This is a genomic window from Pseudoalteromonas sp. 13-15, from assembly GCF_001468205.2.
In the GTDB taxonomy this organism is placed as follows: Bacteria; Pseudomonadota; Gammaproteobacteria; order Enterobacterales; family Alteromonadaceae; genus Pseudoalteromonas; species Pseudoalteromonas marina.
The window spans coordinates 2,793,461-2,806,433 of sequence record NZ_CP019162.1 but is presented as its reverse complement, the minus strand read 5'-3'; the positions used below and the strand labels follow the sequence as shown (position 1 = coordinate 2,806,433).

At 38.9% G+C, this 12,973-nt stretch carries 10 protein-coding genes; 5 read left to right on the top strand and 5 right to left on the bottom strand.

Translation table 11 applies throughout. The annotated features are described in order from the left end of the window. Positions 1 to 262: 262 nt before the first annotated feature. The gene (yihA, locus tag ATS72_RS13025; protein WP_008133243.1) at positions 263 to 940 is read left to right on the top strand and encodes a ribosome biogenesis GTP-binding protein YihA/YsxC; all 678 of its coding nucleotides are present in this window, start codon (positions 263 to 265) and stop codon (positions 938 to 940) included. Here the strand turns inward: yihA and ATS72_RS13020 are convergent. The 3 genes from ATS72_RS13020 to polA all read right to left on the bottom strand — a co-directional run bounded on the left by ATS72_RS13020 (position 937) and on the right by polA (position 5,292). Then, positions 937 to 1,455, bottom strand: a complete 519-nt coding sequence (locus ATS72_RS13020) for a DUF1285 domain-containing protein (RefSeq protein ID WP_006793063.1) — start codon at positions 1,453 to 1,455, stop codon at positions 937 to 939. The genes yihA and ATS72_RS13020 overlap by 4 nt on opposite strands. After that, positions 1,452 to 2,039: a YceI family protein gene (locus ATS72_RS13015; RefSeq protein WP_058428230.1), complete on the bottom strand. Its 588-nt coding sequence runs from the start codon at positions 2,037 to 2,039 to the stop codon at positions 1,452 to 1,454. The genes ATS72_RS13020 and ATS72_RS13015 overlap by 4 nt, the downstream gene beginning before the upstream one ends. Positions 2,040 to 2,556: 517 nt before the next feature. Beyond that, entirely contained in the window at positions 2,557 to 5,292 is a 2,736-nt protein-coding gene (polA, locus tag ATS72_RS13010; protein ID WP_058428229.1) for a DNA polymerase I, read from the bottom strand. A 523-nt stretch (positions 5,293 to 5,815) separates the two neighbouring features. On the opposite strand from polA, the gene elbB reads away from it, so the two are divergent. From elbB to ATS72_RS12995, 3 genes are all read left to right on the top strand, one after another. Next, positions 5,816 to 6,463, top strand: a complete 648-nt coding sequence (gene elbB, locus ATS72_RS13005) for an isoprenoid biosynthesis glyoxalase ElbB (RefSeq protein ID WP_058428228.1) — start codon at positions 5,816 to 5,818, stop codon at positions 6,461 to 6,463. A 216-nt stretch (positions 6,464 to 6,679) separates the two neighbouring features. Further along, a complete protein-coding gene (locus ATS72_RS13000) occupies positions 6,680 to 7,075 on the top strand; it encodes a c-type cytochrome (protein WP_006793059.1) in 396 nt (131 codons plus the stop codon). Between the two features lie 159 nt (positions 7,076 to 7,234). Then, the gene (locus ATS72_RS12995; RefSeq protein WP_058428227.1) at positions 7,235 to 9,799 is read left to right on the top strand and encodes a bifunctional diguanylate cyclase/phosphodiesterase; all 2,565 of its coding nucleotides are present in this window, start codon (positions 7,235 to 7,237) and stop codon (positions 9,797 to 9,799) included. 30 nt (positions 9,800 to 9,829) lie between these two features. Here ATS72_RS12995 and rep read toward each other — a convergent pair whose 3' ends face one another. Further along, positions 9,830 to 11,848: a DNA helicase Rep gene (gene rep, locus ATS72_RS12990; RefSeq protein ID WP_058428226.1), complete on the bottom strand. Its 2,019-nt coding sequence runs from the start codon at positions 11,846 to 11,848 to the stop codon at positions 9,830 to 9,832. A 161-nt stretch (positions 11,849 to 12,009) separates the two neighbouring features. On the opposite strand from rep, the gene ubiK reads away from it, so the two are divergent. Next, complete coding sequence (gene ubiK, locus ATS72_RS12985; protein WP_058428225.1) at positions 12,010 to 12,273, top strand: ubiquinone biosynthesis accessory factor UbiK; 264 nt, start codon at positions 12,010 to 12,012, stop codon at positions 12,271 to 12,273. 54 nt (positions 12,274 to 12,327) lie between these two features. On the opposite strand, the gene ATS72_RS12980 is transcribed toward ubiK, so the two are convergent. Further along, a complete protein-coding gene (locus ATS72_RS12980) occupies positions 12,328 to 12,972 on the bottom strand; it encodes an NADH dehydrogenase (RefSeq protein ID WP_058429131.1) in 645 nt (214 codons plus the stop codon). Position 12,973: the final 1 nt, after the last annotated feature.

Here is a 12,973-nt window from a genome sequence, read left to right as displayed (position 1 = left end):
GACCCTGTATCATCTACAATCATGATGTTGCAATACATATATTCTACACGATAATAAATTCTCTGGCACGTTTTCTACACATATTAAGCTTATAATTTACAGGGTTTTGACTAAGGTGAAGCTTTAATATGCTTTAAATGTACCACAGACACTGATTTAAGGTATTTAAATACGCTTTTTAATACATCTTTTATAGTATAAAATACGTGCCCTAAGTAAATTTGGTTTACTTAACGTTATTTTTAAAGTTTTAGGAGAGCCTGTGCTCAAATCTCGTATCAAATATAATACCGCGTCTTTCGTTACAAGCGCTCCAGACATTACTAAATTACCTGCTGATACGGGAATTGAAGTTGCGTTTGCGGGTCGTTCTAATGCAGGTAAATCAAGTGCGCTTAATGCATTAACCGATCAAAAATTAGCACGTACGAGTAAAACCCCTGGGCGAACTCAGTTAATTAATACCTTTGAGTTAGCTGATGTTGATAACATGCGCCTCATAGATTTACCAGGCTACGGTTTTGCCAAAGTACCAATTGAAATGAAGAAGAAATGGCAAAAGTCATTAGGTGAATATCTTCAAAAACGCCAAAGCTTAAAAGGAATAGTTGTTTTAATGGATATTCGTCATCCGTTAAAAGATTTAGACCGCGACTTAATTAATTGGGCGATTGGAAGCGAGATTCCAGTATTGGCCCTGCTAACAAAAGCTGATAAATTAAAGCAAGGTGCAAGAAAGGCACAAGTACTACAAGTTCGCCGCGAACTAAGCGAGCTGGACGGTGATATTACTGTCCATGCATTTTCATCTTTAAAAGGCACTGGATTACCAGAAGTAGCTAAAAAACTAGACGAATGGTATTTAGGCCCCGTTATCGCGGTACCACCTGTAGAAAAAGTAGCTGACGAAAGCAGTTCAGACACAAACACTGCAAGCTAACTTAAGTAAAACACCTCACCTGCAGATTGAATAAAATAGCCGAGCTCATCAGACTCGGCTTTTTCTGCCCACTGATAAAACACACTTCTTGCTATACGTGCACTACAACCAAAAGGTAATATTAAATAAGGTACTTTAGCGCCCTTATAATTTTTTACCCGTAAGGGCTGTTGCTGGCAAACAATCCACTGCCTGGCTAAATTATCAATACAACACAAAGCCTCGCCTTCATTAGTTTGCTTTAAAAACCAATCAACAATAATAAACGGCGCATCTTCTACTGTAATCGTTACTTTTTCGATAGGTGTTTTTAAATAAAAATGTGCACCCTCTTTGCACAATACAGAAGCAAACAATTTGACCATAGGTAGTCTTGTTATTTTACTACCATCGTAAAACCATTCCCCTTGGTCGTTAATAACGATTGGCAACTCACCACAATGAGAGGGTTGCCAACTATCAAAGGGCTTACTCGGCTCACTTAACTGTTTACTGAGCTCATTAAGCGAAATCACTGTTTATTAAGCGTTAATACAAATGAAACTGGGATAGCCGTTGCAATCGAAGGCAAACCAGCAAGCTCTTGTAACTGTTTAACTCCCTCTGTCACACCAAAGTCGCCACTATTTATGATGACTGGCGTGAATGAAGCAAGCGTCAAATCAGCACTTTTATTGCTATTTACCAGCACATCAATTGAAAGTGATTTTTTGTTACCATGAAAATCAAGCTCTGCGCTAATACCTTTTAACACGTAACTACCCGGTTTTTTAATTATTGCTAACGACGGCTTCAAATTGGCGGTTAGCACGGCTTTTGGGAATGTATTTACTTCAAACAACAGGCTTGTAAGCCTTTGATTACGAATAGGTATATACGTTTCTACTGATACTAAGTCTATATAAACATTAAACTCACCTTTATCGTTAAGCTTACCTTCGATTGCAGTGAAGTGATGGGCTTCAGCAATCGTGTCTTTCTTTATAGAAACAAAACTTACTTGGCTTTTATCGTTGTCTAGCAGCCAATTAGCAAAGGCAAAATTAGACATAAATAAACTTGATAACGAAAGGCCTGTAATCACTAACGCTTTAAACATAACGCACTCCTTTAAATACATAGATGAAGGTAAAACCTCATTGAATACTATCATTTAGAAATAGCTTAAACCATACTAAAATATGAGATTGTAATATCGTAACTAATACTGGCTATAATTACGGGATTTAAACGTAAAGATGATCACAATAGAAGTAATAATTAGGTCAAGAATACTGAAAAGTGCGGAATAAAAAACGGCCTAATAAAATGTTATTAGGCCGATATAGCAAACTGGGGAGTCGCTAACAATTTGTTGCATCTTTACAGACGCATCATCAACAGGATGTCCTACAGAGTAGGACGGGCGGGACTTTAACAAAAGCGCGCATAAAAATACAATCATATTCTGCATTAATAGTTAGAATTGACGAACATGTAACCATTTGGCATAAATAATTACCTATTTTAACCAATTATTAACTAAATTCTGTTTATATAAAATTGACCGTTAAGGTACTACTATTTTTAATACACATAAAAAAAGCGCCTATTGGCGCTTTTATTATTTATAAAGTTTAGTGGGCTTGTTCCCAGTTTTCACCTTCGTCAGCCTCTACTATTAGCGGTACATCGAGTGAAGCTGCTTGTGACATTAACTCGCAAATTTGTTTTGTGTAAGCCTCTGCACAATCAGTTTTAATCTCAAATACTAATTCATCGTGCACTTGCATAAGCAGCTTCACGGTATTTGGAGCTTGTTCGTACACCCACTGATTAACACTTAACATAGCCTTTTTAATTATATCAGCAGCAGTGCCTTGCATGGGCGCATTTATGGCAGCACGCTCCGCGCCCTTACGACGAGCTCCGTTACGGGCATTTATTTCAGGTAAATGCAATCTGCGTCCAAATATTGTTTCAACATAACCATTTTCTGCTGCTTTTTCGCGTGTTGTTTCCATGTACTCTAATACGCCTGGAAAACGTTCAAAATATTTATCAATATAATGTTGAGCTTCATGGCGTGGTACATCTAACTGGCGGGCTAAACCAAAAGCCGACATACCATAAATAAGACCAAAGTTTACGGCTTTTGCTTTTCGGCGCATGTCTGTTGTTACGTCATCTAAATCAACACCAAACACCTCGGCCGCGGTCGCACTATGAACATCTAAACCGTTTGCAAAAGCATTAAGCAAACCTTTATCTTGTGAAAGATGCGCCATTATGCGTAATTCAATTTGGCTGTAATCGGCTGCCACTATTTTATAACCATCGGCAGCAATGAAGGCCTCTCGAATACGACGACCCTCTTCTGAGCGAATAGGAATATTTTGCAGGTTAGGATCGGTAGAACTTAAACGCCCTGTCGCTGTTACAGCTTGATGATATGACGTGTGTACACGCTGTGTTTTTTCATTAACCATAAGCGGTAGTTTATCGGTATATGTTGATTTAAGTTTTGATAAACCACGGTGTTCAATAATAACCTTAGGTAACGGGTAATCATGAGCAAGCTCTTGAAGTACCTCTTCTGCGGTTGAAGGTGCACCTTTAGGCGTTTTTTTAATTATTGGCAGCTCTAGCTTTTCAAACAATAATACTTGTAACTGTTTTGGTGAGCTCAGGTTGAAGGGTTCACCTGCAATTTCAAACGCCTCTTTTTCAAGTTCAATTAAGCGCTCACCTAAACGTTGGCTATGCGCGCCAAGCATGTTGCTATCAATCGCAACCCCTGTGCGCTCAATATCTGAAATGACGCTTACCAATGGCATTTCAATCTCTTCAAATACTGATTTAAGCTTTTCATCTGCCTCAATTTTAGGCCACAGTACTTCGTGTAAGCGAAGTGTTATGTCCGCGTCTTCTGCTGCATAAGGCGCTGCTTTGTCGAGTTCAATTTGATTAAACGTCAGCTGCTTTTTACCCTTGCCTGCAATATCTTCAAAACTAATATTTTTATGACCTAAATACTTTAATGCCAACGAATCCATATCGTGGCGCGTACCTACGCTGTTAAATACGTAAGACTCAAGCATAGTGTCAAATTTAATACCATTGAGTTCATAGCCAGCATTAGCTAATACGCTTTTGTCGTATTTAAGATTCTGCCCTACTTTTGCTTTATTAGCGTCAGCTAAAATTGGCCCAAGCTTTTGCATCACAAATTCAAGGCTTAGCTGTTCTGGTGCATCGGGGTAATCGTGCGCAACAGGTAAATATGCAGCTTCTCCTGCTTTAACGCTAAAACTCATGCCTACTAATTGCGCTTGCATATAATCGAGGCTAGTTGTTTCTGTATCAAATGCAAAAAGATCAGCGCCATTAAGTTGCTCTATTAACGTATCAAACTGCGCTTCTGTTAAAATAGTCTCGTAATGAGCCTCTTCAACTTTTGGTAATTCTGTTTCTTGCGATGGAACTGCTAAGTGAGTTTGTGCATCACTTGGGTTATCTAGTAGCTCAGCTAACCAACGACGAAACTCGCATTCACCATATAATGCAATTAATTCGTCTTTATTTGGCTCCTGCAGTTTAAACGTATCAAGATCTGACTCAACCTCAACGTCACACTTAATGGTTGCCAACTCATAGCTTAAAGGTAAATGATCTAATGCATTTGCTAATTTTTCACCAATTTTACCTTTAATTTCGCCTGCGTTATCCATTACACCTTGCAGAGATCCATATTTTTGTAACCATTTTACAGCTGTTTTAGGACCACAGCCTTCTACGCCAGGAATGTTATCAACCTTATCGCCCATCAGTGCTAGGTAATCAATTATAAGATCTGGGCCCACACCAAACTTTTCAACAACAGTGTCAGGATCTGAAATACTGTCGGTCATCGTATTAATGAGTGTCACATGCTCATTCACAAGCTGGGCCATATCTTTATCGCCGGTCGAAACCAGTACATGGCGTTTTTGCTCAGAGGCAATTCGCGCAAAGGTTCCAATGACATCGTCTGCTTCAACCCCTTCAATACTAATAAGCGGAAACCCCATTGCTTTAATAATACTGTGGATAGGTGCTATTTGGGTGCGTAAATCGTCAGGCATAGGTGGGCGATTAGCTTTGTATTCGCTGTACATGTCGTTACGGAATGTTTTACCTTTGGCGTCAAATACAACCACCATATGCGAGGGATCATACTGTCTGATCAAGCTTTTCAGCATATTAATAACGCCATAAATAGCGCCCGTAGCCTCACCCTTAGAATTAGTTAGATGTGGAGGAGAATGATAAGCACGAAATAAATACGACGAACCATCAACTAAAATAAGTGGATTTTCGGGGATCTGAGCCATGGTGAATTTGGATCCTAAATGCTAAAAATTATGATAATTGTAAGCATGCCATAAGGGTTAAAATAAAACGACTATCAATTGATATTCGGTATTTTATTAAAATAAGAGCAAGCTGTGGATAAGTATGTAGATAACAGGCACAAATGATTCTTCCAAGGCCTATTTAAACGCCTAGAAAAATGATTAACTATATGTTTTAATTTAAAAAAGATAATACGAAGTTCTTTTTTTATTATTTTTAAACCAATGTGGAAAAAGGTTTTGTATGGCTACTAGTGCCATCATCTACTTTGGTTATTCGTGTCCAATTAAATAACCGGAGGAGTATTCTAGCATAATGGATCGAAGATCATAGCGATCCTTTATACTTTTTTTTATTGGTGCTAATTGTGAAATGGCATATGCCGCATTGCAACTTACTTAGCGGATAATTTTCACACAAAAATTAATTTAAATAGGCAATTTCGTCCGTGTTAAACTTCAAACTATAGACTGAATAAATTAAATCAAGGAGCACAAAAGCATGAAAAAAGTAGCCGTGTTATTAGCTGGAAATGGTGTATACGATGGTGCCGAAATTAATGAAGCCATTTTGACTCTTTTACACATAGCTAAAAATGGTGCAACCTACCAGTGTTTTGCACCAGACATAGAGCAACTTCACACTATTAATCATCTAACGGGTGAGGAAATGAGTGAAAAGCGTAATGTATTAGTAGAAGCTGCACGTATTGCCCGAGGTGATATAAAAGCGCTTAACCACCTTAATAGCGATCAATTTGACGCATTAATAGTTCCAGGTGGTTTTGGTGCTGCGAAAAACTTATGTGACTTTGCGGTCAAAGGCGCACAAGCGACCATTAACAACGACGTATTAAACGCCTGTAAAAAATTCGCTAATGCCAATAAACCAGCCGGCTATATGTGTATCGCGCCTGCGTTAACTCCATTTATTTACGACGATGCAAAAATCACTATTGGCAACGATAAAGACACAGCAGCCGCACTCACTAAGCTTGGCGCAACACACTTAAATTGTGACGTTGATGACGTTGTAATTGATCAACACAATAAAATTGTGACTACACCTGCTTACATGCTAGCGCAATCGATTGTAGAAGCAGATGCGGGGATCGAAAAACTTGTTAAATCCGTATTAGCATTAAATTGATTGTAACAAAGGTTATTTATTAGATGACCAGGTATATTGGCTAAATAAATACGCCAAGGCACTTATTTTTGTTGAGCTAACGCAAAAAGTAGCCAGTTTTTAGTAATAAAAATACCTCTTAGCATTTTATAAATTGCCTCAGAGAGTTATAATCGGCGTAATTTCCGTCATCTATATCGTGATTGATCACGTTCAAATCGAAGTGAGCAAGGCAAAATGAAAAAATTAACAGCATTAGCATTATTAGTGTTAGCAACTACAGCATACGCACAGCCATATGATAACTCTATGACTGAAGATGCAATTAAAAAGCGTTTAGCACCTGTTGGTGCTGTGTACCTTGAAGGTGATAAAGCTGCAGTAGCTGCCGCGCCAACAGGGCCTCGCTCTGGTGAGCAAGTTTACCAGGCTGCGTGCTTTGCATGCCATGGTACAGGCGCATTAGGTGCACCTAAATCTGCAGACGATTGGGCACCGCGTATTGCCAAAGGCAAAGATACGCTACTTGAGCATGCAATTAACGGCTTTAATGCAATGCCAGCTAGAGGCACATGCATGGATTGTTCTGACGATGAAATAAGCGCAGCAATCGATTTCATGACAGCAGAATAACGCTCAGTTATACATAAAAAAGGCTTAACTTGTTAAGCCTTTTTTATGCCCAAAATACCGCGTTAACCATTATTTTTATTAGAATATCAGCTTGACGCTAAGCACTAAAAGTGAAAGTATAAGTCTAATAACTATACAATAATAATATCGGTTACATCATTGGAAGATAAACTCCCTTCATCGCGTAGATTAGCGTATCAAAATAAACGCCTCAAAACCCTACTCGAAAAGTACAAGCAATCACACCATTTGCAAAATGCGCTTATCCAACTTTCTGAGCGCGCGAGTACGGTTGCGGAGTTAACACTACTTTATCCCGCTATACACGATATTTTACAAAAGTATGTTCCCAGTAAAAGCTTTTATGTTGTTTTACAAAACCAGCAGTGCCAAACATTAGAGCTTTCTTATTTTTCAGATGAAAAAGATGGCATTGCAGTACCACTAAACCACTCTAATAGTTTTGATGAAGGTGCTACCGGTTACGTATTTAAAGAAGGTAAAACCACATACTTTACAAAACAACAAATGCAAGACGCTGCTGCTAACGGCTTATTCAAAGCGCTAGGCACACCCGCCGAACATTGGGTAGGTGTACCTGTGTACCAAGAAAAAAATATTATTGGTGTGTTAGCCGCTCAAAGCTATGACGTAAATCAAAGTTATAACTCCCAGCAAATACAACTTCTTGAAGTGATGTCGCTGTATTTAGCAACGGCAATAGAGCGTGTAAAAAAACGTGAGTATTTAGAGTCAGAAGTAAAAATTCGTACTCGAGCACTGACTCAAAGTAACGATGCACTTAATCTTGAAGTAGCTAACCGTAAACGCGCGCTGCAACGTCAACAAATTTTATTTAAAGTATCTGAAATCGCCACTCAAGCTAAAAATCTTGATGATGCTTACGTTAAAATACATGGCATAATAAAAACAATTACCTACGCAGAAAATCTTTATATTGCACTTTATGACAAAGACTCAGGCTGGATAACATTCCCTTACTGTGTTGATGAATATAAGGAAAATACTCAGCCCCGTCAGTTTGCCAAAGGCTATAGCGAATTAGTAATAAGCACCGAAGAAACGCAGCTTATTAACCCAGAAAAAGCACAAGCATTATTAAATAGTGGCGTGGTACAACGTTCAGCCCCCGTTCCTAACAAACAAAAAGCGACGAGCTGGCTAGGTGCACCTTTAAAAACATCGCAGGGTGTTATTGGCCTTATTGTGTGCCAAGCATACAACAATAAACATATTTTTAGTCAAGACGATAACGAATTAATTACGTTTGTATCGCATCAAATAGCGGCTGTTTTACAAACTAAGCTAGCAAATCAGGCTATAGCTAAAAGTCACCAAGAGCTTGAATTTAGAGTAAACGAAAAAACAAAAGAACTGCAACAAACTAATTTGCATTTGCAAATGCAAATTGAAGAACGAAAAAAAATAGAGCAGCAGCTTTATCATGACGCCCATCACGACTCGTTAACAAGCTTGCCAAACCGTAGTTTATTTTTAACCCAATTAGAAAAAACACTTCAACATTTTCAGCGTTTTCCAGAGCGTCAATTTGCTGTTCTGTTTATTGATTTAGATAAGTTTAAAGATATTAACGACCAACTAGGTCACCAAGCTGGCGATCAGTTCTTAATTAATGTGAGTGAGCTGTTTTCACAATGTATTCGTGAACATGATTTATTAGCCCGTTTAGGTGGAGATGAATTCGTTATTTTACTAACGCATTTAACCGAACCACAACAGGCCGAAGATGTGGCTAATCGTATTATCGATTTAATGAAAAAGCCTTTTAATATTAAAGGTACTTTGCTGCAAAGCGGTGCTAGCATTGGGATAAACTACTCAAAACAAAGCTATAAACATACCGACGAAATTATTCGTGATGCTGATGCCGCGATGTATCATGCAAAAAATTCTGGAAAAAATCGTTACGAGCTGTTTCATCCGTTACTCACTCAATCAATAGCTGATGTAGGGCAAAAAGCACTGCATCATCTTGATGTCATGCCAATGAGCTTTAGAAGCTCAGAAATTATTACACTAAACGAGCAACAGCAATCTGAATCGCTATTTGAAGCGTTCGGTGAGCACCCTATTTTAGGGTTTACCAGTTTTGAGGTTTTGAAAAAATTTGCTACCGACAAAGAGCAACACTTAAAAGTAGAGTTGCAACTTCTAGAGTGTGCTTACACGCAGGCCATAAATGCAAATGTGGCAATGGCATTAGTACCATGCTCTTGCTTATTACTTGAAAAACACGAATTTACTTTATTTGTTGATGTGTTAAATAAACAACGTGGCCCAAGCCAACTTTGTTTACTTTTTGATGAGCAAGAAATTCGCCATGCCTGTGCTACTCAGCTAGAAAATCTTAAGCAATTATCTTTGTTAGGCTACTCAATTGGCTTAAATAATTTTGCTAAAGACAGATGTGAACTTAACCTATTAACCGATGTAAATTTTGACTATCTATTGCTTAGCTCCACCTTTAGCAAGCGAATATTGCAACAAGATAGTTACGACCTGCAACTACAAGGTGTGCTTCCTATCACTAAGCTCAAAAAAATGAAGGTCATTGCAAAAGGACCCTCTATTCTTAATTTTAGAGCCTTATTGGAGAAACATGGCTTGTCATATTTTGTTGGCAAACAGCACACTTTAGCTTGCCCTGAGTCACAGCCAGAACACGTCAGTCAATCAGTTTAAGCCCAGCTTTGGTTATAAAAAAGCCTGATTTCACTCAGGTTTTTTAAACATAGCCCGTAAATTTGCGACTCTGGCTTGCCCTTTTTCCATTCGCTCTGCCTGAGAGCTTGGCGCTTTTTTGTTTTCAAATGCCAAATCATCTTGCGGCAACTCTTGCACAAATCGACTTAACTCTGTTTCAGAGGTTTCACCAAACTGGCGGCGGATTTTTGCATATGTAAGTGTTAACTCTTGCTGCGCACGAGTAATACCAACGTAAGCGAGTCGACGCTCTTCATCTACATTGTCTTCATCAATACTAACCTGGTGAGGTAATAACCCTTCTTCCATGCCAACCATAAACACATACGGATATTCTAAGCCTTTAGAAGCATGCAATGTAAGCAGCTGAACTGCATCAGACTCATCTTCTTCCTCGTTACGCTCAAGCATATCACGCAGTGTAAGTTTACTAACCACCTCGGCAAGCGTCATCGGCTCGTTCTCAGCGTCTCCGGTTAGCATATCTGTGATCCAACGATATAATTCAGAGACGTTTTTCATTCTCATTTCGGCCGCTTTAGCACTGGGCGATGATTCGTAAAGGTAGGCTTCGTAATTAATATTACGCACTAAGTCTTTCACTGCCTCTAACGTATCACTGCGTACCGCGTTATCTGACAATTCGACAATCCATCGAGCAAACCCAGCTAAAGCGTTAAAACCACGCCCTTTTAGCCTGTAACTCAGGTCGTTATCAAAACAAGTAGCAAACAAACTTTGATGTTTTTCGTTGGCTAAAGTGCCCAGTTTTTCAAGTGTTACCGTGCCTATTTCTCGTCTAGGCGTGTTTACTATACGTAAAAATGCGTTATCGTCGTCTTGGTTTACGAGCAAACGTAAATACGCCATGATGTCTTTAATTTCTGAACGCGCAAAAAACGACATACCGCCACTAATTTTATAGGGAATACGGTTGCTCATTAATGATTTTTCAAAGCCACGTGCTTGGTGATTACCACGATACAATATAGCGTAGTCTTTGTAGCTGGTGCGCTTCATAAATTTATGCGAAATAATTTCAGCAACTACACGCTCCGACTCATGCTCTTCATCACGACACCCAATAACTTTTATCGGCTCACCGTACCCTAACTCACTAAATAGTTTTTTTTCTATATCGTGCGGGTTGTTGGCAATGAGTATATTGGCAGATTTAAGTATTCGCTGCGCGCTTCGGTAATTTTGCTCAAGCTTTATAAGCCTAAGTCCGGGATAATCTTTACTCAAAAGAACAAGGTTTTGCGGACGTGCGCCACGCCATGAGTAAATCGATTGGTCATCGTCGCCCACTACAGTAAAGCGTGCTCTCTCACCTACGAGTAGCTTTACAAGCTGATACTGGCTGGTGTTGGTATCTTGGTATTCATCCACCAGCAAATACTTAAAGCGTTGCTGCCAACGCTCACGAGATGTTGCATTGCTAGTAAGTAGTAACGTAGGGATCATTATTAGATCGTCAAAATCTAATGCATTATAAGCACGTAATTGTGTTTGATAGCGTGCATATAGCTGCGCGAATAAAGCCTTTTGCGCGTCACGCGCTTCACGTATTGCTTGCTCTGGCAATACTAATTCGTTTTTCCAGCTACCAATTTCCATTTTAAGTAGCTTGAGTAAATCTTTGTCTTTTTTTAATTCATCTTCAGTGAGCTCCGACAACAGCTGATTGGTATCTTGATCGTCAAATAACGAGAACCCAGGTTTAAAGCCGAGTGTGCTCAATTCTTTTTTTATTATTTCTAAACCCAGTGTATGAAACGTCGATACCCATAACCCTTTAGCCTCTTGCTTACCAAGCGTTTGTAATACGCGCTCACGCATTTCTTTAGCCGCTTTATTAGTAAAGGTAACAGCCGCAATATTACGTGCTTTGTACTCGCACTTTTGTACCAAATAAGCAATTTTATTTGTAATAACGCGGGTTTTTCCAGAGCCAGCGCCAGCAAGAACTAAGCATGGGCCACTTATATATTTTACTGCTTCATCTTGTTTTGGATTGAGTTTCATAACGACCAGAATGATTTAAAAGACGCGCAATTTTAACGTAACCATTACTACAGGCATAGCAATTGCCATAATTAATTACCTAAACATGATCATGTGTTAAATGAGGTGGGTATAAGGTAACATTAGTTATATTCATTTTAGGCAAGGCCGAAGGGACAATTATGATCAACCCAGCAAAACTAGAAGAAATTGCTAAGCAAATTACGAGTAATATGCCACAAGGTGTAAAAAATTTAGCAGACACGCTAGAAGGTAAAACAAAGCAAGTTTTACAAAACAAACTTGCTGAGATGGACTTTGTTAGCCGAGAAGAATTTGATATTCAAAGCCAAGTACTTATTCGTACACGCGAAAAACTAACTGAGCTAGAAGCTAAAGTCGCTATTCTTGAACAGCAACTAAACAAAAATACAAACGCAGAATAATTAATTCAACGCATTAAAAAGCAGCCTGAGCTGCTTTTTATGTGTAACTAAAATCTAGATAAATAGCTCATCAAGCACATAATATTGTTGCGCCTCTTTTTGCTCTAAGCTCACCGCTAACATTTTTAAAGCGACTTGCTTTCCTTTTATAGGTTTATAACGCTTTAGGAAACCAATTTTTGTAAGCAATGGTAAAATCACACTGCCCATTTTTTCAGCTAACCTAAAGTGATCTCGCTCACCTATTAACAACGACGGTTGAAAAATACTTATTTTATTAAATGCTAATGGCACAACCTGTTGCTCTAGCTGCCCCTTCATTTTTAAATAAGTGCTGTTGCTGTTTGCGTTAGCACCACTTGATGACACTAAACAATAATGGCTTATGCCATTGCATGCTGCAATTTGTGCGGCGATGAATTGATAGTCAAAATCCACTTTACGCTGCGCATCAACAGAGCCCGCTTGCTTAAGCGTTGTCCCTAAGCACGAAAAAAATACATCACCTTTAAAGAAATCGCTGTATTGAGTCAACTTTTCAAAATCAATAACGTGATTAGTTAACTTAGTATGGGAAAGTGGTAACGCTCGGCGTGTTATGGCTACAACCTGACTATACTCAGCGCAACTGAGTAATGCAGTTAAAAGCTCAGACCCAACTAAACCTGTTGCGCCAATAATAACCGCCGTTTTTGTCATG

Excerpts from the sequence above, each read along its gene's own strand:
- polA (WP_058428229.1), bottom strand. The coding sequence starts at position 5,292 with ATGGCTCAGATCCCCGAAAATCCACTTATTTTAGTTGATGGTTCGTCG.
- ubiK (WP_058428225.1), top strand. The coding sequence starts at position 12,010 with ATGATCAACCCAGCAAAACTAGAAGAAATTGCTAAGCAAATTACGAGT.
- rep (WP_058428226.1), bottom strand. The coding sequence starts at position 11,848 with ATGAAACTCAATCCAAAACAAGATGAAGCAGTAAAATATATAAGTGGC.
- elbB (WP_058428228.1), top strand. The coding sequence starts at position 5,816 with ATGAAAAAAGTAGCCGTGTTATTAGCTGGAAATGGTGTATACGATGGT.
- ATS72_RS13000 (WP_006793059.1), top strand. The coding sequence starts at position 6,680 with ATGAAAAAATTAACAGCATTAGCATTATTAGTGTTAGCAACTACAGCA.
- ATS72_RS12980 (WP_058429131.1), bottom strand. The coding sequence starts at position 12,972 with ATGACAAAAACGGCGGTTATTATTGGCGCAACAGGTTTAGTTGGGTCT.
- ATS72_RS13015 (WP_058428230.1), bottom strand. The coding sequence starts at position 2,039 with ATGTTTAAAGCGTTAGTGATTACAGGCCTTTCGTTATCAAGTTTATTT.